The organism is Actinophytocola sp., assembly GCF_050699935.1.
Taxonomy (GTDB): Bacteria; Actinomycetota; Actinomycetes; order Mycobacteriales; family Pseudonocardiaceae; genus Actinophytocola.
The window spans coordinates 55,272-77,976 of record NZ_JBOHGB010000015.1; the positions used below are offsets into that span (position 1 = coordinate 55,272).

The 22,705-nt window shown below is 68.6% G+C and carries 12 protein-coding genes; 8 read left to right on the top strand and 4 right to left on the bottom strand.

Annotated features, from left to right (window positions below; genetic code table 11):
• Positions 1-234: 234 nt before the first annotated feature.
• Both ACRDTB_RS08445 and ACRDTB_RS08450 read right to left on the bottom strand, forming a co-directional pair.
• Positions 235-627: a hypothetical protein gene (locus ACRDTB_RS08445; protein ID WP_431429448.1), complete on the bottom strand. Its 393-nt coding sequence runs from the start codon at positions 625-627 to the stop codon at positions 235-237.
• Between the two features lie 682 nt (positions 628-1,309).
• A complete protein-coding gene (locus ACRDTB_RS08450; RefSeq protein WP_431429450.1) occupies positions 1,310-4,705 on the bottom strand; it encodes a BTAD domain-containing putative transcriptional regulator in 3,396 nt (1,131 codons plus the stop codon).
• Between the two features lie 119 nt (positions 4,706-4,824).
• Between ACRDTB_RS08450 and ACRDTB_RS08455 the strand changes: the two genes are divergently transcribed.
• The 8 genes from ACRDTB_RS08455 (at position 4,825) to ACRDTB_RS08490 (ending at position 18,060) form a co-directional block, all read left to right on the top strand.
• Positions 4,825-4,953 (top strand): hypothetical protein, encoded by a 129-nt coding sequence (locus tag ACRDTB_RS08455; RefSeq protein WP_431429451.1) that lies wholly within the window; start codon positions 4,825-4,827, stop codon positions 4,951-4,953.
• Between the two features lie 10 nt (positions 4,954-4,963).
• Positions 4,964-6,775 carry a non-ribosomal peptide synthetase gene (locus ACRDTB_RS08460; RefSeq protein ID WP_431429453.1) on the top strand — a complete coding sequence of 604 codons (1,812 nt, stop codon included), beginning with the start codon at positions 4,964-4,966 and terminating at the stop codon, positions 6,773-6,775.
• Positions 6,768-8,606, top strand: coding sequence for a beta-ketoacyl synthase N-terminal-like domain-containing protein (locus ACRDTB_RS08465; RefSeq protein WP_431429454.1), 1,839 nt, complete (start codon positions 6,768-6,770; stop codon positions 8,604-8,606). The genes ACRDTB_RS08460 and ACRDTB_RS08465 overlap by 8 nt, the downstream gene beginning before the upstream one ends.
• Positions 8,603-13,012 carry a non-ribosomal peptide synthetase gene (locus tag ACRDTB_RS08470; protein WP_431429455.1) on the top strand — a complete coding sequence of 1,470 codons (4,410 nt, stop codon included), beginning with the start codon at positions 8,603-8,605 and terminating at the stop codon, positions 13,010-13,012. Before ACRDTB_RS08465 ends, ACRDTB_RS08470 begins: the two co-directional genes overlap by 4 nt.
• A gap of 1 nt (position 13,013) precedes the next feature.
• Entirely contained in the window at positions 13,014-13,193 is a 180-nt protein-coding gene (locus ACRDTB_RS08475; protein WP_431429456.1) for an MbtH family NRPS accessory protein, read from the top strand.
• Positions 13,194-13,198: 5 nt separating this feature from the next.
• On the top strand, positions 13,199-14,395 hold the full coding sequence (locus ACRDTB_RS08480) for an MFS transporter (RefSeq protein ID WP_431429457.1): 1,197 nt from the start codon (positions 13,199-13,201) through the stop codon (positions 14,393-14,395).
• 10 nt (positions 14,396-14,405) lie between these two features.
• A complete protein-coding gene (locus ACRDTB_RS08485) occupies positions 14,406-17,282 on the top strand; it encodes an amino acid adenylation domain-containing protein (RefSeq protein ID WP_431429458.1) in 2,877 nt (958 codons plus the stop codon).
• A gap of 364 nt (positions 17,283-17,646) precedes the next feature.
• Complete coding sequence (locus ACRDTB_RS08490) at positions 17,647-18,060, top strand: hypothetical protein (protein WP_431429459.1); 414 nt, start codon at positions 17,647-17,649, stop codon at positions 18,058-18,060.
• A 340-nt stretch (positions 18,061-18,400) separates the two neighbouring features.
• On the opposite strand, the gene ACRDTB_RS08495 is transcribed toward ACRDTB_RS08490, so the two are convergent.
• Complete coding sequence (locus ACRDTB_RS08495) at positions 18,401-21,535, bottom strand: SEL1-like repeat protein (protein ID WP_431429460.1); 3,135 nt, start codon at positions 21,533-21,535, stop codon at positions 18,401-18,403.
• A gap of 439 nt (positions 21,536-21,974) precedes the next feature.
• Positions 21,975-22,705: IS630 family transposase (locus ACRDTB_RS08500; protein WP_431429462.1), on the bottom strand; the 731-nt coding region annotated here is incomplete at its 5' end.

Consider the following 22,705-nt stretch of genomic DNA (forward strand, 5'->3'; position numbering starts at 1 on the left):
CGTCCGATCCGTCGATGTCCCCTCGGTGACCAGTGCCTCCGCGAGCGACGAGGCAGTGGAGGAAGTAGCTCCCCTCGGTCCGGGCCCGGAGTTGCTCGAGGTCTCCGCGCCGGACCAGAGCCTCGCTGCCGTGGGCGGCGCTATGCCCAGGATGAACAACGCGATCATCAGTAGCAGCATGAATTCGTCGTCGAGTCATCCGGACAGCCCTTCTACGTTCTCTGGAGTATGTGGTCACATGAACCATGACACCGTGCAATACGGATCCGGTATCGGCCACGATCGGTCGAACTGGAATGTCAGATCTACCTCCGCGCGCGACGAGCGATAGTAGTCCCCGCCGAAGGTGTGCCACTGGTTATCCTGGATTGCCGCGTCCGTCTGAATGCCCGGTCCCGCATGATCTCCCCACCAGATGTTTGCCTCGTTTCCACCGCTCTCAGTGCCTTTATTAATTCGATATTCGATTCGTCCGACATACCGTACATATTCTCCGTTGTAGACGTACCAGAAGCGGAGTTCTCCATGGAATCCGGCGGTCGCGCAATGCCGATACGCTGGTCCAGAGGTGACAGAGAACTGGCTCGACGACGCACTCGCGCCACCAGGGAACACCAGCAACGCCACGACCAGCGATGCGACGACGGCCAACAGAGAGACGAACTTCCTAGTGCACATAAGCTCTCCAGATAGAACTTGGAACAAAGGTGATTGGGTCGGCGCGTGGTCAGTCAACTGTCGCGGTAGACATGTCGACGCTATATTCCTCTGACACGCCGATCCTCGGCGGACACTCGCAAAGGCTCACAAGCCTTCTATTCCACGCCTCGCACCGCAGGCGTGCCAGTTGTTGCCGGTCGCGGGCTGCCTCCACGCGGTGCCTGCAGTGCGGTGCACGTTGTCGCCCGCGATGTCCTGGTACCTCGGTGGGGTGGTGCCACTATCCACGGCTGTTCTGCAACCGAATGTTGAGGCAATCACTTACGGAGAGGTCCGCATAGAGGAATCTCGGCTGAACCGGACTATAGTCGTCACCCTCAGTGTGGCGGTAGTTGCGCAGGAGTTGCATGGCGTCGTAGATCTTGCCGTCGCCAGTACGTCGCGGTGGGCGCCGGTTGACGCGGACGCAGTGATGGCGGCCGTCGTGCCGACAAGCGCTGCTATGGCAGCGAGCACCACGGCGAGCACTGCGCGTCTCGTCGAATCATCAGCTTGTTCCCCCTTTGGCTCCGATATGTCGTGTCCTCGCGATTACTGACCGGTGTGACGTTAGGCACCGAGAACCTTCCGATTCAACGGGTTTGCGACCCTATTTTGGGTGCCGTAGTTCCCTATCTTGCGGGTGTGTGTCCTCGACTGCGGGCGGCAGGATCCCCAGTTGTTGTGCGGCTTCGACGGCTGCGGAGCGGGTGGTGGCGTTGAGCTTCCTGCGCACCGCCGCGATGTGGTGGTCGACGGTCTTGGTGGACACGTTCAACCGTTGGGCGATCTCGCGGTAGGTCACATGCTCGGCGAGCAGATGGAGAACCTCGGTCTGTCGCTCAGTAAGCCCGGCGGGGCTCGCACGGGTCTTCGAGCGTGGACCTCGCGGCACTGACGGCACGCCGATCGTGGTGAGCCGTCGGCGAACCTTGGACGCGAGGGGCGTGGCGCCGAGTCGGTCCAGGATGTTCAGGGCCTGCAGCAGCGGTTCGGGTTCCGGCGCGTCGGAGAGCGCGAGTGCCTGCTCGTACGGCCGCCCTAGAGCGGACCAGCGCTGCGCGGCTTCCGACCAGTGGCCAGTGATGTGCATTCGGTAGGGTTCGTCCAGGTCATCGCGCAGCCGGTCGATCGCGCCGACGCGGTGCATCCAGAAGGCGGCTCGACTGGTCCAGGGCATGGGCCCGGTGTCGATTGAATCCGCCAGGAGTGGGTCGACGGTCACGGCCCGGGCATCGTCGCGGAGCCAGGCGAGCTCGGCTTGGGCGGCAGCCAGCCGCAGTGCGACTTGCTGTGACGGCTGCTGTTCGAGGTGTTCGCGCGCCTCGTCTAGTGTCGCCGAGGCGCGCGCGGTGCCGCGACGCAGCTCGAGAATGCCTCGGTTCACGAGAGCCGCGGCGAGGAGAAGGCCCTCTGATTCGAGCGGGAGCTGCAGATCCGCTGCCGCGTCGTCCCAGTGACCTTGATCGAGCCGGAGCATCGCCCGGAGGACCAGTAGGTATCGCTCGCTCAAGGTGAGATCGTGTTCCTCGCAGAAACTGAGCCCCTCGGTGAGATAGGTCTCCGCGTCATCGTCACGCATCAGGTTGATGCACCCGTCGGCCAGGTTGTGAAACGCGCGTGCGGTTTCCTGGGGAAGTCCGGCGCCGCGCGCCAGCTGCAAGCTCTCGATCAGTAGCTGCGGGTCATAGGGCGGCATGGCCCACCGCACGCACCCGACTGTGTTGAGGGAGTGCGCCAGCACGGCCGCGTCGTCGACGTCGCGAGCCAACTCGACGGCCTTCTCACCCCACAGTCTGGCGCTGTCAAGACGACCGGCAGCCATGTCCAGCTTCGCCCGCAGCGCGTACGCCTGCGCCAGTGCTACACCGGGGTGTCGGTCGAGCGCAGCGATCGCCTGCACGACGCACCGCTCGGCATCCGGACGCCGTCCCAAATACCATCGCACATCGGCAAGCAGGCTCAGGCTGGAGCCAAGTCGCTCGTGATCACCCCGTGCGCCGTGGATCTTGATCGCCCGGTCCAGTGCCGACTCGGCACGCTCGTGTCGGCCCGCGAGGTGGCACTCACGTGCGTAGTCATCCAGGAGGTCGGCTAGTTCCTCCTCGGTGTAGCGGTCGGCATGCCTCAGCGCCTGTTCGAAGTGATCGATCGCTTCCCGATGCGCATCCAATGAGGCGGCCCGTCGCGCGGCGAGAGGCGCATACCGGACCACGGCGTCCACATCGTCGGCCTGTATCGCATGGTGGCTGAGCCGAGCGACGTCAGCGTGATGCTGGACGAGGACTTCCAGGACGAGCCGGTTGAGTTCACGCCGGCGCGTGTTCGCAAGACCGTGCTCGACTGCCCAACGTGCCAACTCGTGGGTGAACGAGACCGTCGATTCATCAGCGTGCAGCACACCCAGGCGAACGGCCTCGTCGACGCCGTGAACCGACAGGCAGCCCTCGATCAGCCACAGCTCGGCAGGCCCCGGCACAACCGAGACGAGCTCGACACACTCCCGTGCGACGGGGGTGAGTCGGCCAACCCGAGCCATCACCGCATCCTGCACCGTCAGCGGCACGGCAGTTCCCGGCGCTGCCAGCACCTCGCGCACGAAGAACGGATTGCCACCCGTTATCCGGTACAAGTCCGCCACGTCACTGCGGCTGGCCAGCTGAGCAACGCCCGCTGCGGACAACGGTTCGAGCTGCACTCGACGGACCTGAGCGGCTGGAACCGATCCGAGCGCATTCCGCAGAGGGTGACCGGGCGGCACCTCGTCGTCGCGATACGTCACGATGAGCACCGTCCGCATCCGGCCAACGCGCCGCCCCAGAAACCGAATCGCGTCGAGGGTCGCATCATCTGCCCAATGCGCATCCTCGACCACCGCAACCGCTGGGTGCGGCGGCCTTTCCAGCTCGTCGACAATCGCATCGAGTACGCCTGTAACGCCGCTGAAGTCATCCTCACGCAGCAACCCGCCACGAAGCGATCGGAACATGTCTCGAAACGGCCCAAACGGGCGTGGTGTCAGCAGCGCATCGCAGAGCCCGAACAGCACCGGCCTGCGCACTCGGCCTTCGTGGCCTGCGGCGAACCGCGTGACCAGCGACGTCTTGCCCGCACCAGCCTCCCCGGACACCAACACGAGACTGCCCTGACCAGCACCGGCACCCCGGACAGCCGCCTCCAATTCGGCCAACGGCGTCTCTCGCTCGACCAGGACTACGTCGCGGACCGGCGGGAGCTCGCGCGGTACCGGGCGACCGGCGGGAAGCCGTGACGTCGTGGTCAGCTGCCCGCGGAGGATCCGCTGTTCGACATTGCGTAGCGACTGCCCGGGCTCGACACCGAGGTCGTCCACCAATCGCCGGTAGGCGCGTTGGTATGCCTCGAGTGCGTCCGCCGGCCGACCGGCGGACGCCAGCGCGACCATCTGGATCTCGTACAGGCGTTCCCGGTACGGGTGGTCGGGCAACAGGGCGGCAAGCTCCCGCAGCACGTTGTGTTGGCGGCCCAGTAGCAACTCGGCGTCGAGGTGCGCCTCGACCGCGGACAACCGCTCCTCATGCAGCGACTCCCGCAGGCCGCCGACCTGCCGGTCGGGCAGATCGGCCAGTGCCGGACCGCGCCACAGCGAAACGGCATCCGACAGCAGCGCGGCGGCCTGCCGGTGATCGCCCTCCGTGGCGGCGCGCCGCCCGTGCTCGACCAGCTGGCGAAAGGTCAGCAGGTCGAGTCGGTGCGAGCCCAGCCGCAACTCGTAGCCCACCGGCCGAGTCACGATCAGGTCGTCGGCGGCAAGCCGAGCGCGCAGTTTGCTGATCATGTTGTGCAACTGGGCCTTCGCTGACACCGGCGGGTTTTCCCAGACCGTGTCGATAAGCCGATCCCGGGCAACCACCCGATTGTTATTCAGCAACAAGGTCGCCAGTACGAACCGCTCCCGCCCGCTGCCCACCGAAACGACTCGTCCGCCATCCCGGACCTCGATCGGGCCAAGCACCCCGAAATCCACTGCTGAACTCCCCCAGGTGGAGATTCCTCCGTTGTTAGCGACCGCTTGTTAGAGACCTGTTAGAGGCTCTATGCAGTGTCGCTGCGATTCACGTGACACGGCAGGAGGAGCCCATGCTAATGCGCCGCACCCGGACGATGGCGATGCTCACGCTGGGCGTCGCAATAATCGGCTCCTACCCGACGATCCGGACCTACCACCGCGGCACGAACTGGACCGACCGGGCCAGCTGCCTCGAGGTCAGCTGATCGTCCAGCGATGTGCACGACGATCGTTGAGGCCCTTCAGCACTGGATCCGGGCCACACCAGGTGCGACCGCCATCGAGGGTGCGGGGGCCGAGCTCACCTATGCCACGCTCGGGCGTCGCGCGGCGGCGCTCGCCAGGACGCTGGTCGATGCCGGCCTCACCCGTGGTGGCGTGGTCGCGCTGGCACTGGATGACCCGGTCGAGGTTGTGGTCGGCATGGTCGCCACGGTCACCGGCGGCGGCGCCTATCTGGTGCTGGGCAACGGGCTCCCGGTCGAGCGGCTTCGCCTGCTCGTCGAGGAGAGCCGACCGCAGGTCGTGGTGACCCGAGGGCAGTTCCCGGTCGCCGGCGTGCCCCGGATCGGCCCGGACGACCTCACGGCCGGTAGCACACCGGTTCGCGAGACAGATCTGGCACCCGATGACGTGGCATGCGTGTTCTTCACCTCGGGATCAACCGGCCGACCCAAGGGCGTGCCCCTGGAACATGCCGGGGTGACCCGGCTCTTCACCGGTGACCCGCCGATGGATCTCGCACCGGGAACTCGGATGGCCCAGTCCGCATACCTCATGTTCGACGCCGCCACACTGGAGATCTGGGGACCGCTGCTGCAGGGCGGCACCATGGTGTGTCTGCCCCAGTTCGCGCTGTTGGATCCGGCCCGGCTGCCTGCGCTGCTTCAGGCGCGGCGGATCGGGGCACTGTTCGTCCCGACCACGCTGTTCCGGCAGATAGCGGCCAGGGAACCGGGCGCCTTCGCGAGTCTGGACGCACTCTATGTCGGCGGCGAGGCGCTGGACGCGGGCTCGGTGAACGCGGTGCTCCGCGCCGGCCCGCCACGCCGGTTTCGCAACCTGTACGGCCCGACCGAGACCACCACGCTCGCGACCTGGCAGGAGTTGACCGGCCCGCGCCACGACGACGCCGTTCCGATCGGACGCGCGGTTCCCGCCACCGGCGTGTACCTGCTCGACGAGCGCATGCTGCCGGTACCGCCCGGGGAGGTCGGCGAGATATGGGTCGGTGGCCGCGGGGTGGGCCGCGGCTACCTCGGCCGGCCGGGACTCACAGCGGCGCGATTCCGCCCCGACCCATATGCCGAACAACAGGGCGGGCGGCTGTACCGCACGGGCGACCAGGCCCGCGCGATGCCCGACGGCACGCTGGTGTTCACCGGCAGAAAGGACCGGCAGGTCAAGATCGACGGATTCCGGATCGAGCTCGAGGAGATCGAAGCGGTCCTCGCCACCCATCCGCGGGTGTCCGGAGCCGCGGTGGAGGTCGCGCTGCGGCCGGGTGGGCAGCGGCATCTTGTCGCGTACCTGGCCGCGCCCGCTGACCTCGACACCGAGGAGATCAGAGCTCACGCCGCGGAGCGGCTGCCGCGATACATGGTTCCGCCGGTACTCATGACGATGGCACGGCTGCCGGTCACCGCGAGCGGAAAGGTGGACCGTGCCCGGCTGGCTGCGCCGCGGCCGGAGGTCCACCGCGCCGGCAGTACTGCCCTCAGCGACACGGTGGCCGCGGCGTGGTGCACCGTACTCGGATTGTCCGAAGTGGACCGTTCACGCAACTTCTTCGACGTTGGTGGCACCTCGCTGCTCCTCATCGAGCTGCGGGCGAGCCTCGCCGAGGCCTTCGGTGCGGCGCCGGAGCTGCGTGAACTGGTCGCCCACCCCACCGTCGAGGCGCAGGCCGCACTGATGGCCGGTGGCACGCACTCCACCGCCGCAGCCGCCGAGGAGGTCACGCCGCGGCGGGACCGGCTGCGGCGCCGCCGCGCCAATCTGACCGGCCCGCGAGGTGCCCATGCCTGAATACGACCCCGCCGACGCGCTCGCCGATGTGCTCGCCGTTGTCGGCATCGCGCTGCGCGCCCCGATGGCGCGCGACCATCACGAGTTCTGGTCGAACATTCTGGCCGGGCGCGAATGTCTGTCCCTTGTGGATAGTGAGACCACGCCGGGATGGGTGCCGGTGAAGGGAGTGCTCGACGGGGCGGACGAGTTCGACGCCGACTTCTTCGGGTTCTCGCCACGCGAGGCCGAGATCACCGATCCGCAGCAGCGAGTCTTCCTCCAACTGGTGTGGCATGCCATTGAAGACGCCGGGCACACGCCATCCACGTGCGGCCGGGTTGGCGTGTTCGCCAGCGCGACCCAGTCCCGCTACGCCGAACTGCTCGATGCCGCTGTCGTCGATTCGGTCGGCGACCTTCCGGTGCGTATCGCCACCGAGAGCGACTTCCTCGCCACCCGGGTGGCCTACAAACTGAACCTGCGCGGACCCGCGTTGACCGTGCAGACCGCCTGCTCCAGCTCGCTCGTCGCGGTTCACCTGGCGGCCGGCGCGCTGCTCGCTGGTGACTGCGACACCGCGATCGCCGGCGGCGTGACGATCACGTTGCCGCTGCGGTGCGGGTACCGCCACCAGACCGGCTCGATTCTCTCCCCTGACGGGCACTGCCGCGTGTTCGACGCAGCCGCCGAGGGAACCGTGCCGGGCAACGGCGGCGCGGCCGTGGTGCTGCGCAGGCTCGATGACGCGCTCGCGGACGGCGACGCGGTGTACGCGACCCTGCTCGGGTCCGCGGTCAACAACGACGGCATGCACAAGATCGGTTTCACCGCGCCGAGCGGAGCCGGCCAGCGGGCCGCGATCGAGACGGCGCTGCGAGCGGCCGGCGTGGATGCGGATCAGGTCGGGCTGATCGAAGCGCATGGCACCGCAACCGCGCTCGGCGACCCGGTCGAGGTCGGCGCGCTGCGCGAAGTGCTCGGCGCCGGACGCGCCGACGGCAGCTGGTGCGGGCTGTCCGCGACGAAGAGCAACATCGGGCACCTCGACGCGGCGGCGGGCATCGTCGGGTTCGTCAAGGCGGTGCTCGCGGTCGAGGCCGGTGTCGTGCCGCCCACGGCCGGCTTCCAGCGCCCGAACCCGGACCTCCTGCTGGAGGCCAGCCCGTTGCGCGTGGTGCGCACGCCAATGGCATGGCCGGTGCCGGGACGCAGGATCGCCGGGGTGAGCGCGTTCGGTGTCGGTGGAACCAACGCCCACGCCGTGATCGCGCAGGCCCCGCATCGCCCTCCGTCCGGACCGGAACCGGAGCGGGTCGCGCTCGCGCTGTCCGCGCGCACCCCTGATGCCCTCGCGGAGCTGAGCGTGACGATCGCGGACTTCCTATCCACCCGGCCGGCCGTGCCGCTCGCCGACGTCGCCCACACCCTTCGGGTGGGCCGCGTGACCCAGCCATGCCAACGGGTCGTAGCCGGTTCGGATCGAGAGGAGCTGATCGCGGTACTACGCGGGGACGCGTCACCGCAGGCGCCCGACCAGGTCGACACCGGCGGCTCAGGCCGACGGGTTCACCTGCCCGGCTATCCCTTCCAGTGCCGCCGATACTGGCCGTCGTCGGGGTCGCCCGGCCACCACGTCGGCTGGATCGAGCAGATCTTCGCCGACCTGCTTGGGCGCACACCGGACAGCGAGACGCAGAGCTTCTTCGACCTCGGCGGCGACTCGCTGATGGCGGTCCAGCTCATCAGCCGGATCGGTGCAGCCACCGGCGTCGAGCCGGATCTGGAGCGCTTCCTCGACGAGCCGACCATGGCCGGCCTGGCCGCCCTTCTCGACGAGGCCGCCCGATGAGCGCGCCGTGCTCGCCACTGCAACGGCGGCTGTGGCTGCTGCAACGTGTCAACCCCGACAGCGGGCCAGCCTTCAACGTCACCACGGCGACCCGGCTGCGGGGCAGGATCGACATCGCCTCGCTCGACGCTGCCGTGGCCGGCCTGGCCAGCAGGCACGAGTCGCTGCGGACCGCGTTCACAACCCGGGACGATCACCCGGTCCGGGTGATCGGCGGCTCGGCACCGGTACGCGTCGAGGTTCGGCCGGTGCAGGACCTCACGGCTGCCCTGCACGAGATCGCGATGACCCGCTTCGATCTACCCCGAGGTCCATTGTGGAGGGTCGTGCTGCTCCGTGTGGCGGAAGACGACGCCGTACTCGTGCTCTGCCTGTCCCACCTGATCGCCGACGGTTGGTCGGCCGGCCTGCTGCACCGTGAGCTTGGCCTCCTTTACGATGCGGCGCTCGCCAACCTGCCCGCGCCGTTACCCGACCCGGCCTTCCAGTTCGGCGACTGGGTGACCGAGGCGGCCGATCGCGGCGATGTCGCGTTCTGGCGAGACGAGCTCGCCGGTGCGCCGACCACGTTGGAGTTCCATACCGACCGCAGACGTCCTGCCGTTGCGGGCTTTGCCGGTCGCCACCACACGGTCAGCATGAGCGCCGCACTCGCTGGGCGGGTGCACGAGCTCGCGCGGAGCCTGCGCACGACTCCGTTCGCGGTCCACCTCTCCGCATACGCTGCCGTGCTCGCCGCCTGGTCCGGCCAGCGCGATCTGGTGATCGGCGTCCCGTTCGCCAACCGCCGCTCGGTGCGGCAGGAGTCGGTGGTCGGCCCGCTGATGGAGGTGCTGCCGCTGCGGTTCACGATCGGGCAGGGCACGACGGTGGCGGACCTGATCGGGGTGACGTGGCGGCGCACCATGCGCGCGATGGCCAATGCCGAGGTCGGTTTCGACCGGATCGTCGCCGCCATGCGCCCCACCCGCGATCCGAGCCGCAATCCGTTGTTCCAAGCCATGTTCCTGTTCCAGAACGTGCCGATGGAGCCGGTCACCCTCGCGGGCTGCACCAGCATCGCGCTCCCGGTGATGCCGCCAACCACGCGCCTGGACATCGCGCTCGACCTCACCGACTCCGCCGCCACGATCGAGTACGACCGGGAGCTGTTCGATCCGACGGTGATCGAGCTCGTCGGCCGGCGATACCTGCATACACTCGCGCAGCTCGCGACCTCACCGGCCAGAGCCGTGGCTGACCTCGATCCCTGTGCTCCGGCCGAGCAGGAACTACTCATCAGGGGTGTGAACCAGACCAAGGCGGACCTGCCGGGGCCGCAGTTGGTGCACGAGCTGGTGGATCGGGCCGCGAACACGTCCCCCGACGCGACGGCGGTGTCCAGCGGCTCGTATCTGCTCACCTACGCCGAGCTCGTCGACAGGTCGACGGCCGTGGCGCGCGCACTGATCGCCGCCGGTGTTCGGCCAGGGGACGTGGTCGCCATCCGCATGGACCGATCCGTTGACCTGATCGTCGCGCAACTCGCCGTCCTCCGATGCGGGGCGGCGTTCCTGCCGATCGACCCGGCCTATCCGACGAGCCGGTGCGCGGAGATCATCGACGACTCCGGTGCCCGGCTGACCATCACCGAGCTTGGCGCGCTGTCCGGCTCGGCTCCGCTGCCGGAGGTCCGGCCGAGCGACATCGCCTACGTCATCTACACGTCGGGATCGACCGGCCGGCCAAAGGGAGTAATGGTCAGCCACCGTTCGGCCACCAACATCATCCGGTGGGGGCTGCGCGAGCTGCCGCTCGACGGTTCGGACCAGATGCTGGTGAAGACACCGTGCACATTCGACATCTCGGTGTGGGAGGTGTTCGGGCCACTGGCCGCGGGGGCGACGCTGGTCCTGGCCGCACCCGACCGGCATCGCGACGCCGCCTATGTCGCCGAGCTGCTCGCCGACGCCCGGATCACCGTCACCCATTTCGTCCCCTCGATGCTGCGTGCTGTGCTTGGCCTGCCTCACCGCCCGGCCTGGCCGGACCTGCGCTACATCATCGCCGGGGGCGAAGCGCTGCCCGCTGACCTGACCGACGAGATCGACGTACCGGTGCTCAACTTCTACGGTCCGACCGAGGCCACGGTGTACGTCTCGGATCACACCGCGGGCGACCGGATCACGGCGAACGGAACCATCCCTATTGGACGCCCGATCGCCAACAACACGCTCTACGTCCTCGACGAGCGGCTGCGGCCGGTACCGCTGGGCGCACCGGGCGAGCTGTACATCGGCGGTGCGCAGGTGACCGACGGATACCTGCACCGGCCTGGGCTCACCGCGAGCCGGTTCCTGCCGGATCGCTTCTCGGGAGTGCCGGGGAGCCGCCTGTACCGCACCGGCGACCAAGTGCGGCGGGCGGCGGACGGGACGCTCGACTTCCTCGGCCGCAGTGACGACCAGGTGAAACTGCGGGGTTTCCGCATCGAGCTCGGTGAGGTCGAGTCCACCCTGCGCCAGCACCCCACGGTCGCCGACGCGGCCGTCGAGGTCCGGTCCGAGTCGCTGGTGGCGCACGTCGTGGCGGCCAGCCCGGGCGACGCGCAGGTGGACGAACTCAGGACGTATCTCCGTGCGACCCTGCCGGCCCACCTCGTGCCGGCTCGGTTGCAGTTCATCGCAGAGCTGCCACTGACCACGAGCGGGAAACTCGACCGCAACCAGCTAGCCACCACGCCATTGTCCACATTGGAGGTACCCGGTACTGGGGTCATGCCGTCCGGACCGGTGGAGTCGGCAATCGCAGCCGCATGGACCGAGGCGATCGGGGTGCCCGTCACCGATGCCGGCGCGGGCTTCTTCCTGCTCGGCGGGGACTCGATCAGCTCGGTCGCGGTCGTGTCCGGGTGCCACCGGCGCGGGGTGGAGATCTCCGTACGGGACGTCTTCGAGCATCCGACCGTCGCCGGGCTGGCCGCGGTGGCCCGCGTGCGGCGTGATTCGGCGGTCAGCGGACATCCGGACCCAGCCAGCGTTCCCGCCTCCCTCGACCCGGTCACCCCGACCGAGCTGGAGCTGATCAGCGAGCATTTTCCCGATCTCGACGGCGTTCTCCCGCTCGGCCCGATGCAGCGGTACGTCGTGGACCGCGTCCAGCGCGCCCGTCTCGATGGCCTGTACGTGGTCTGCTTCACCGCCGCCATCGACGATGAGCGGTTCGACCTCGACGCGTGGCAGCAGACCTGGCGAGAGCTGATGTCCCGCCATCCTGGCCTGCGCACGTCGTTCTGGCTTGGCTGCCAGTGCGGCCCGGTCCAACTGGTGCACCGTGAGCTGGACCTGCCGCTGCGGGTGGTCGACCTGCGACACCTCGGCGAGGCGACCGCGTTGGCCAGGGTGCGCGACCACGAAGCCGCACAGCGCCAGCATGTCATCGACGTCACCGACGCCCCGCAATGGGAGATGACGGTGTTTCGGATCGCTGAGGATCGGTACCGGGTCATCTGCCGGCTGTCGTACCTGGTTCAGGACGGCTGGAGCGTCTCGGTGCTGCAGAACGAGTGGTATCCGCTCTACGACGCGTTCCGCGACCGACGCCACGCCGAGCTGCCCCCCGCTCCCGCGCCTTACGCAACGCATCTGCGTCGCCTCGCGGCGCTCGACCTCCCGGCTGGCCGGGCGTACTGGGCGAACAGGCTGGCCGGCGCTGACCTGTCCGGCGCGGTCACCACCACGTTGCGCAAGCACTGCACTCCCGGCGGCGGGCCCGAGCACCAGACCGTCGCGTACTGGCTGACCACCGCCCAACGGCAGGCCGTCCTGGACTTCGCCCGCCGCGAGCGCCTCACATTGTTCTCCGCGTTGCAGGGTGCCTGGGCGTTGCTGCTCGCCGGGTTGACCGGGGGCACCGATGTGCTGTTCGGCACAATCTCGTCCGGCCGCGACGAGCCGGATATCGCGCGTACCTACGGGTCCTTCAACAACATGATGCCCACCCCAGTGCGCGTGAATCCGGACGACCGGCTCAACACGTTCCTGCACACGCTGCAGCGCAACGGAATAGACGACCGGGCACACGATCACGTACCGCTGCCCGTCATCGCGGCCGACGCCGGTGTCTCCGACGCGGTGGACCTGCTCGACACCTACATCGTGCACGAGAACTTCCCGGTCGACCGTGAGGTTCAGGCCCGCTTCGCCCGCTGGCGCCCCGATATCGCGGAGATGCGCACCGAGCACGCGCTGCGGATGCTGGTGTGGCCGGTGGGGGAGCTGTCGCTACACCTCAGCTTCGACGCCCGGATCCTGTCCGAATCGGACGGTCGGGCCCTCCTAGACGGGTACACCCATCGGCTCATCGCGATGGCCGCCAACCCCCAAGCCCGCCTCGCCGACCTGATCACCGACCCGCTGAGAGGCTGATGTGGACACCAGGTACGCCGTCGTGGTCAACACCGATGGCTACTACTCGATCTGGCCGCACGAGCGCGAGCTGACCGCCGGGTGGCGTCTGGAAGGCACCACCGGAACCGAGCAGGAGTGCATCGCCCACATCGACAAAACCTGGACCGGGCTGGACCCTGCCACGCTGCGGGCCAGGTGACCCCGGTGGCGGTGGTGACCGCACCCACGGTCTGGGCGCCGCTGCGCGTCCGCTCCTACCGAAACCTGTTGCTCGGCCAGAGCACGTCGCTGCTCGGCGACCAGCTGCTGGTCGTGACGTTGCCGTTCATGGTGCTCGGCACCGGTGGCGGGCCGGCCGGCCTGGGCACGGTGTTCGCGGCCTATGGCATGGCCAGGGTGGTCGCGCTTCCGGTCGGCGGCTGGGTCAGTGACCGGCTGCCGAAGCGGGCGGTCTTGCTGGCCTCCGACCTGGTCCGCGGCCTGCTGGTGATCGGACTGCTGACCGGCTTCGGCGACGGCGTGCCGCTGATCGCCGGCACCGTGGCCGTGGTCGGGTTCGCCGAGGGCGTGTTCATCCCGTCATCGTTCGCGATCGTGCCATCGACCGTCCCACCGGAACTGTTGTCCCGCGCCAATGCGTTGTCTGGCAGCGCGCAGAACCTCGCCCAGCTGGTGGGTCCAGGCCTGGGCGGGATGCTCGCGGCGGCGGTGGATCCCCGACTGTGCCTGGGAATCGACGCCGCCACGTTCGGCGTGTCCGTGCTGACGCTGCTGTTCGTCCGCGAGCGCCCGATCGTGGACGCGCGGGGTACGAGCGCGCAGACGTTCGGCGGGTTCCTACGCACCAGCCGGCTGCTGCGGATGGTGGTCGGGCTGACGCTGGTGTCGAACCTGGCGTATTTCGGGATGCTCGAGGTGGCGCTGCCGGTGCACAGCGACGATGTGTCGCATACCGGGGCGTTCGGGTTCGGGTTGGCCCTCGCCGGCTTCGGGTTCGGGTCGTTCCTGGGGAGCCTCGGGATCGCGGCGCTGGAACGTCGGGCACGCCGCGGGCTTGTCGCGTGCGGTCTCGGCGCAGCGCAGGGGATGTTGTTCGCCGCGATCACGTTCGACGCCGGGCTGGCGTCGACCGTGGTGCTGATGGTTCTGGCGGGCCTGTCCACCGGCGTGCTCAACGTGTTCTACCTGTCCCGGGTCCAGGAACACGTGCCGGAACACCTGATGGGCCGCGCGATGAGCGTGCTGATGCTGGCCGTTTACGCGATCCACCCGGTCTCCGTGGCCGCCGCGGCCGCGTTGACCACGGCGGCCGGGCCCGGGGCCGTCTTCGCGGCCGCCGGCCTATCGATCGCGGTGGCGTTCTGCGCGGGGGCCGCCACCCGGACATACCGAGACCTCTGAGAGGGCGACGATGGATCGGATCGCAGTGGCAGTCGGCGAGACACGGGTGTCCCACCCCGCGCTGGCCGCTCGGGTCGGCGGCATCCGTCGGGCAGTACCCGCCGGCGCCCCGGCGGTGGCGGGCTACTTCGACCACGGCGTGGACGGGGTGGCCAGCTTCCTGGCCGTGCTCGACTCCGGCCCGGCATACGTGCCGCTGGCACCGGTGCTCGGCCGGGACCGGGTGGTCGCCGCGATCGCGGACAGCGGCGCCGCCACGGTGCTCACCACCCACGCCCACCGCGATCACCTCGCCGGCCTCGGTGCCGAGGTGATCGTCACCGACGACCTCGCCGACGCCGACGCATCGCCCCCCACGCCCGGCCCGATCGCGTACATCATCTACACATCCGGCTCGACCGGCCGGCCGAAGGGCGTGGCGGTGAGCCGCCGTGCCCTGACCGCGAGCACCCGCGCGCGCCGCGCGCTCTACGGCGACGGCGGCACGCTGTTCCTCGCCGCGCCGTTCTGCTTCGACAGCGTGCTCAGCATGTTCGGGCCGCTGACCAGCGGCGGCACGGTGCGGCTGGCGTCGCCGTCGGCCAGTCGCGATCCGGTGCGGCTCGCCGCCGAGGCCGCCCTGGACGCGACGCACCTATTGCTGCTGCCGAGTGTGTACCGCGAGCTGCTGGAGGTCTGGGGGGAGCACCAGCCGCCCGAGTTGGCGGTTGCGATCGTGGCCGGCGAGGCCGCCACCCCCGACCTGGTCCGCAGGCACTTCGCGGTCGCTCCCGCCCGGCGGTTGGTCAACGAGTACGGGCCGACCGAGGCAACCGTGTTCTGCACGGCACACGACTGCTCGCCCGGCGACGTGGGCCCGGTGCCGATCGGGCGGCCGGTGACCGGATACCGGATCGCCGTTCTGGGGGCAGACCTGACGCCGGTGGCTGCCGGCGAGGTCGGCGAGATCTGTGTCGGCGGCACCGGCCTTGCCGAGGGCTATGTCGGCGATCCTGGACTGACCGCGCGCCGGTTCGTGCCGGCAGAGCATGGCCGCTGGTACCGCACCGGCGATCTCGGCCGGTGGCGCGACGACGGTGTCCTGGAGTACCACGGGCGCACCGACCTGCAGGTGAAGATCCGCGGAGTGCGGGTCGAGCTCGGTGAGGTCGACCGGCTCCTCGAGGGCATCGACGAAGTCACCGAGGCGGCCGCGGTGCTTGTGGGTGGTCAGCTGATTGGTTACCTGCGCGGCGACGTGGACACCGACGCGATCCGCCGGCGGCTGCGGGTGAGCGCGCCGGCCCATCTCGTACCGCACCTGCTGGTAGCGCTTCCCGAGCTACCCCGCACCTCGACCGGCAAGATCGACCGGCGGGCACTGGCCGCCCGGGGCCTGCCCGGCGCGGGCGGCGCACCGGTACCGACCGCCGTCACCACCTCCGAACCGCACGCCATCCTCGCCGCCGCGGTCGGCGACGTGCTTGGCCGCGTGCCAGCGGTGGACGAGCCGTTCGTCCACAGTGGAGACTCACTGGCCGCTATGCGGGTCGTCGCGCGGCTGCACACCGCCGGCTGGTCGCTCGATCCCGCGGTGCTGCTCGGTGGCGGCGCACTCTCCGCCGCCGCCCCGGCGCTCAACAGACGCGGCGAAACAACGAACGGACAGCTTCCACCGGGCCCACTGTCGCCGAACCAGCTCGGCATCTGGTACGCGGCGAGCCTCGCCCGGGACGCGACGGCGTTCACCGTGCCGCTGCGAATGCGTGTAGCCGGCCGGTTAGACGCCGACCGGCTGCGCAAAGCGCTCGACGCGCTCATCGTCCGGCACCCGGTTCTCAGCTGCCGGATCGGTGAGCGCGGAGGCCGGCCGGCGATGGAGCCGACCGGTGAACCGCCGTGGCTGGACGTCGTGTCGACCACGCAACCGGGACGGGTTGCCGCGGCGGAGGCCGCCGAGCCGATCGACGTCCGGTGCGATCCGCCGTTTCGCGCCGTGCTCGCCGAGCTGCCGGACGGCCGCAGCGAGTTGCTGCTCACCCTGCATCACATCGCCTTCGACGGGTGGTCCAAACACGTGCTGGTCCGGGATCTCGCCGATGCCTACAGCGGCCGCACACGTCCCGCCCCACCAGACTTCCGGCGGTTCGCCTCCGCTCTCGCGGCCGCCGACGCGCGCGGCGAGTTCACCGCTGACGCAGCCGCCGCAGCGGCGTTGCTCCGCGGGCTGCCGACACTGGTGTCGCTGCGCACAGACAGAGGTGAGGCGGCCTACCAAGCCGCGGGCCAAGTGGTCGACGTCGCCGCGCCGGTGCGCGCCGGGCTCGAGCGGCTCGCCAGGGATCTGCGCACCACCCCATTCGCCGTGCTGCTCGGAGGATTCGCTGCGGGACTGACCGAGTTGACCGGGCAACACGCCGTCGTGCTCGGCTCGGTCGTGGCCAACCGGCCCACGCCCGGGCTGGAGGAATCGATCGGCCTGTTCACCAACGTGGTGCCCATCGGGCTCGAACTCCCACCCGGCTCAGATCCGGTAATCGTGGCCCGAGACCGACTGCTGTCCACCCTCAAGTACGCCCACGTTCCGTTCCACCGAGTCGTCGAGGCGGTCGCTCCCGACCGGCAGACCTCACACCCGCCATTGGTCCAGGTGCTGTTCGAACACCTCGGAGCAACCACCGCCCCGGTACGCTTCGACGACATCGAAGCAGAACTCGACGACGGAGGGCTGCAGCAAGGCGCGGTCGTCGACTTCTCGATCAGGGTCTTCCCTCGCCGCGCGGGATATCGCTGCGTCGCCGTGCACGACGCGAGCGTCGTCGAACCCGATCTGCCCGCCGCGATCCTGCGATCCACCCTGGCCACGTGGCGCCGACTCGCCGCTCGCACCGATGTCGGCGAGTTGTGAGCACAGCCCGGCTTCCAGTTCGGACAGCCGTTCCGAGCGAACGACAGGAGGTAACAATGACGAAGATCAAGAAACGCACCCCCGGTGCGCCGACCACGATGCTGCAGACCTGGCCCGACGACTCGTGGAGTGGGGCGCCGAGCAGAGCCAGGGCTAGTGAGAGCCCGAGCCGTGACTTGAGCCGGCGGGTCGTGCCTACGCCCGCTCATCGGCATGAGCGGATGTCCTTACGTAAGCGGCCGCTCCGGGGCCCGAGCGGACGCTCGTCTGTTGCTGCCCTCAATCGGCAGGCCACGCTGGGCTGGCCGTTGATCCGTACGAAGCCTTGTCACATCGCGATGCAGGGCGGGTGATACTCGGCGGTATGGATTTCGTCGCTTTCGTGGCCGTCGCGGTCGCGATCGTCCTAGTCCAACTGCTGGTGGCGTTCACCAGGAAGGGTTCGGTGGCCACCATCGGGATGACCAAGCAGCGGATTGTGCTGCACGCGGCGGCTCCGCCGGACGTCGTGTATTCCTGGCTCACCCAGCACTGCCCGGCCGGATACTCGGTCGAGGACGCCGACCCCGCGCGCCGCATCGTGATCCTGTCGTCCCGGACGACGCTGTTCACCTTGGGCTTCTTCTACCCGACCTTCGTCTACGCGGAAGGCGGCGGGACCCGCGTGGCCATCGGAATCAAGTCGAAGGCGTTCCAGTACGGGCCGCTGCCGACGCGGGACCACCGGAAACTCGCGCAAGCACTGGCCAGCCTGATCCAAAACCACGAGGGCCGCTGACACGGATGCCGCATACCGGCGTCGACTGCCCAGTGATGAGGCCCAGATCAGCCCACGATCATCGGCAGAAGAGTGCGATCGCTGTGCCCCAGGGAATGGCAGCTCAATCAACGAGCTGACCTGCACGAACGAAGGGCACGGCCGCCTAGCGAATATCGCATCGTCGAATATGTGCACTGCACCGGTACTCGGCTGCACAGCCACTCGCCACGCATCTCGGCGATGAGAGTGCGTTCGCGTTTCGGCCTCATGAGTTGGGAGATGGCGGGGAGGGAATCGATCACAACGACGGTTGTCGCTCAGCGCTTGAGCTTCGGCCCTCCGGTTTTGGTGCTCTCCCTCAGGACTCCGTTGTGAGCTGATCCAGGAGGGCCGACGCATGAGGGTGCCCGCCCTCGCTGGCGCGACGGAGCCACATGCGCGCCTCGTGTTCGCGGCCGAGTGCGATGAACAGGTAGCCGAGGTTGACCTCGGCGTCGTGGTCTCCGGAGGTCGCGAGCCTACGCAGGTACATTTTGGCTTCCGCGTAGCGGCCAAGATCCATCAACATGGTGCCAAAGTTGTTGAGCGCGTCGCGGTGCCCCTTGTCGATGGCGAGTCGGTACCAGTGCTCTGCCTCGGCGAACTCGCCGCGCGCCTTCAGCAGTCCAGCCAGGTTGTAGGCCGCGTTCGTGTTCCCAGCGATCGCCGCCTCGCGAAACAATGGCTCGGCATCCTCGCCGCGCTTGAGGCGCCGGATGGCGGAGTCGTTCATGGCTGCCGCGTGGCCGCCTCCCGCCGCCCGGTCCGTGAACCACGACACGTCCAGTGTCTCGTCGCCGCTCAGGAGAATCTCGGCGACCCGCTGGCACCCATCGGCGGTCACGGCTAGGTCCGTCCCGGCGAGTATCTTCTTCGCGGCATCGGCGTCGCCGAGCTGAGCGGCGAGCATCGCCGCGTTCTCGGCTACTTCCGGCCCAGGCGCGCCATCCAGTTTTCGAACGAGCTCCAGCGCGGTGCCCGCTTCGCCGCGGTTGAACGCGTTCGCGGCGAGGGCCAGTATCGCGGGCTCGTGCCCGGACTCGGCGAGTGGCTGTAGCACTTGTTGCTCTTGTTCCAGTTCTCCGAGCGTTGCCAGGAGCGCACCGTGCTTGAGGATGGCATCCGGGTCGTCGCTGTCGGCTTCCTGGCTCGTTCGTCGTGCCTCGGCGTACAACTCTTCTCGGAGTCTGCGGTATTCGGCCAGCGCGGTCACCGCGCCCGGGTATCCGGTCGCTGCCGCGTCCTCGAACCACTTGTGCGCCAATGCCAGTTGCCCGGCGCGGGCCGAGATATGGCCCAGATTGGTCATCGCCATCGCTCGGAGATCCAAGTCGTCGTTCAATTCGGCCTCGTGGGCCGCGAGCTCATCTGCGGGTGCGTCGACGACGCGATGGCACCATGTCATCGCCTCGAGCAGGTCGCCGCGGTCGGCGAGCAGATTCGCGAGGTTGATCGCCGCGACGTAACCACCGCTGAGTGCGGACTGTCGCATGTGGCGTTCGGCCTCGTCGGGCTTGTCGAGCTGAGTCATGCGGACCGCGAGGTTGTGGGCGGCCGCGGCGTCACCGGAGTCGGCGGCACGTTGCAGCCAGCTGGTCCCGGTCTTCTCGTCGCCCGATTCGATGAGCATCATTCCGAGTTCGTTGGCGGCGTCGAGATGGCCGGCAGTGGCGGCCGCTTCCAAGTACCTCCCGGCGCCGACGGCGTCGCCGTTGCGGCGCAGCAGCTTGCCCAGCCGGACTGTCGCGTCGAGGGAGCCGCGCCCCATGGCCACCCGGAAGGCTTCCTCGGCGCCGGCCGGCTCGGATCGATCCTCGCGCAGCGCTCCGAGGGCGATCGCCGCGTGCGTGCTGCCCGCGAGCATGGCCTTGCGGAACTCGCGTTCGGCGGCATCCTGCTCGCCGGCGTCGAGGAGCAGGTGGCCGAGCGAGATGACCGCCGGCAAATAGCCCAAGTCTGCGGCCTGTTGCAGCACAGCTCGGGCCTCGTCGAGTGCCCCTTGATCGCGAAGCAGGTGCCCCAGGCTGTCGGACACCACGGCGTGGGACGGGTCGTCGGCCTCGACCAGGTCGAGTGCCCGGCGCAGGAGATCTGCTGCCTCATCGAGCCGTCCGTCCTGCCAGGACAGCAGGCCGAGCCCGTGTACCGCCAGCGGCCGGGACGCGACTCCGGGACCGTCAGCTTTGACGAAGGCGCTGTGTGCCACCGCATAGCGGCGGGCGTGGAACGCGGCGATTCCGACCTGACACGCGTCATCTGGTGGTAGGTGCGTCACCAGGCTGTCCCACAGGGTGTCGGGGACTGGTTTCGTGGCCGGATCGGACTGCAGCCGGTCGATCAGGTAGTCGAAGACGTGGTACCCGGCTTTGACCGGGGTGAGCAGGGCGCTTGTGGCGTACACCGGTGTAGTGGCCCAAGCGAGCCCTTCGTCGAATGCCTTCGCGGTCAGTTCGGCGGTTCCCCGCTCGTTCAGGTAGGCAGGGCACAGTTCGCGCAAGAGCTCCGCTGGGATCGGGCTCATTAGGCCGGCCCTGCGACAGTCGACGGCTGCCGACACGATGCCCGCTCCGACGGGCTGGACCTCGATGTCCCGTCCGTCTTGCCATCGTTCCCACAGCCGTGGTGCAGCGGCCAGGAACTCGGCGAGCCCGACGCCGGTCGCGGTGGCCGCCAAAGCGGCCCGAAGACTCGGGTCCCGTCGAGCGACGTCGACGGCGCGGGCCTGCTCGGTCGCTGACAGGGGACTTCGGGGCAGCCGTAGGATCTTGGCGAGGTCGAGGAGCTGCTGCCCGGGGCGGGGGTCTTCGCCGGCGAGGGGGCCTTTAACCGGCCCGAAGTCGGCGTAGGCGCGGGTGCGCATGGTCGCCAGAACCACGACCCGCGATCTTGGTGGAACCAGGGTGTCCAGCAATGCTGTATCGAGGCCGCCCGTGGTCAGGTAGCGCTCGAGATCGTCCAGCCAGATCACGGTGTCGCGCACCGAGCATCCGGCCTCAACCAGTCGCCGCAGCGACCCGGCCGATCGCGGGACCAGTACCCAGCGGTCGGGCACACATCGCCGCAACGCCTCGAAAGCGAACCGGGATTTACCCGCGGTCGACTCACCCAGCACGACAACGAGGCGCTCATGGCCCAGCGCTTCGTCCAGCTCACCATCGAGGTCTCGCGCCACGTACGGCGGTGTCCGCGTCCCGCTGTGCTCGGGCTCACCAACCACCAAAGCGGGGTGCACACCCAGCCGCACCGGTTCGAACAGCTCCGAGATCGGCGACCATAGCTCGGTCTCCTTTGGGAACACTCGCCGCCGAGCCCGGGCACCCGGCGACGAGCTCACCCGCTGCATCACCAGCGGCAGAACCACCGAGACGATGACGCCCACAACGACGGCGGCCACAACCGACCAGCCCGGCGCGCGCAATAGAGTCAAAAGCGACACGGCGGACGCGAGCAGCACGGCGCAGACGATCAGCGCCAGCCGTGCAGGTGCTGATCGCCAGCGAACTGGCGGACGTCGCAACCCCATGTGAGCATCTACCTTAGCCAGCCGCTCGACCGCTGCCCCGGCCATCCGCCCCAGGGGCACGTCTGAAACGCGACCAGAGTATGGAACCGCAGAACGATGATTGTCATTGTCGAGCAGCCGGCCAGCGCGACCCCGACAGCCAGCGCCAACACCGTTGTCATCCCACCAGCTGGATATCCGCTTACCGGCAGAAGAGTGCGATTGCTGTGCAGCAGGGAATGGCAGCTCAAACAACGGGCTGACCTGCACGAACGAATACGACATGTTCGACTACTGTCTCTCCACCAGTGTCGGGGGAGAACGAGCCGTCGGTGATCAGTGCTGAGACGCTGCGGTCCCGGTCGACCTGGGTGCCACTGCCGCCGGTCCGCTAGTGTCGTGAGTCGTTAATTCGTTGGCAGTATGTGGTGAGGGTTTCGAGGATCTCGTCGGCGGTCTTGGTCCACACGAATGGCTTGGGGTCGGTGTTCCATTCGTTGATCCACTTGCCGACGTCGGTTTCGAGTTCGGTGACGCTGCGGTGCGCGGAGCGACGGAGTTTGCGGTTGGTCAGCTCGGCGAACCAGCGCTCCACGAGGTTGAGCCAGGAGCCCGAGGTGGGGGTGAAGTGCAGATGGAACCGCGGATGGCGGATCAGCCACTCCTTCACCTTGGGGGTCTTGTGCGTGGCGTAGTTGTCCAACACCAGGTGCAGGTCCAGGTCCTTGGGCACCGCGGCATCGATGACCTTGAGGAACCGCAGGAACTCCTGGTGGCGGTGGCGGCGGTAGTGATGGGCGATCACCGATCCGCTGGAGATGTCGAACGCGGCGAACAGGCTGGTGGTGCCGTGGCGGACGTAGTCGTGGGTCATCCGCGCCGGCGTGGTCGGCATGATCGGCAGAATCGGCGCGGTCCGGTCAATCGCCTGCATCTGACTCTTCTCGTCGACCGCGAGGACCAACGCGTTGTCCGGCGGAGCCAGATAGAGGCCGACGACGTCACGGACCTTCTCGATGAACTGCGGGTCGGTCGAGAGCTTCCAGGTCTCGACCGCGTGCGGCTTGAGCCCGAACGCCCGCCAGATCCGCGACACCGCCGACTGCGACATCGCGGCCGCCG

Bases quoted from the DNA above. Each gene is read 5' to 3' on its own strand.
- ACRDTB_RS08455 (WP_431429451.1), top strand. From the start codon at position 4,825: ATGCGCCGCACCCGGACGATGGCGATGCTCACGCTGGGCGTCGCAATA.
- ACRDTB_RS08470 (WP_431429455.1), top strand. From the start codon at position 8,603: ATGAGCGCGCCGTGCTCGCCACTGCAACGGCGGCTGTGGCTGCTGCAA.
- ACRDTB_RS08485 (WP_431429458.1), top strand. From the start codon at position 14,406: ATGGATCGGATCGCAGTGGCAGTCGGCGAGACACGGGTGTCCCACCCC.
- ACRDTB_RS08490 (WP_431429459.1), top strand. From the start codon at position 17,647: ATGGATTTCGTCGCTTTCGTGGCCGTCGCGGTCGCGATCGTCCTAGTC.
- ACRDTB_RS08460 (WP_431429453.1), top strand. From the start codon at position 4,964: ATGTGCACGACGATCGTTGAGGCCCTTCAGCACTGGATCCGGGCCACA.
- ACRDTB_RS08465 (WP_431429454.1), top strand. From the start codon at position 6,768: ATGCCTGAATACGACCCCGCCGACGCGCTCGCCGATGTGCTCGCCGTT.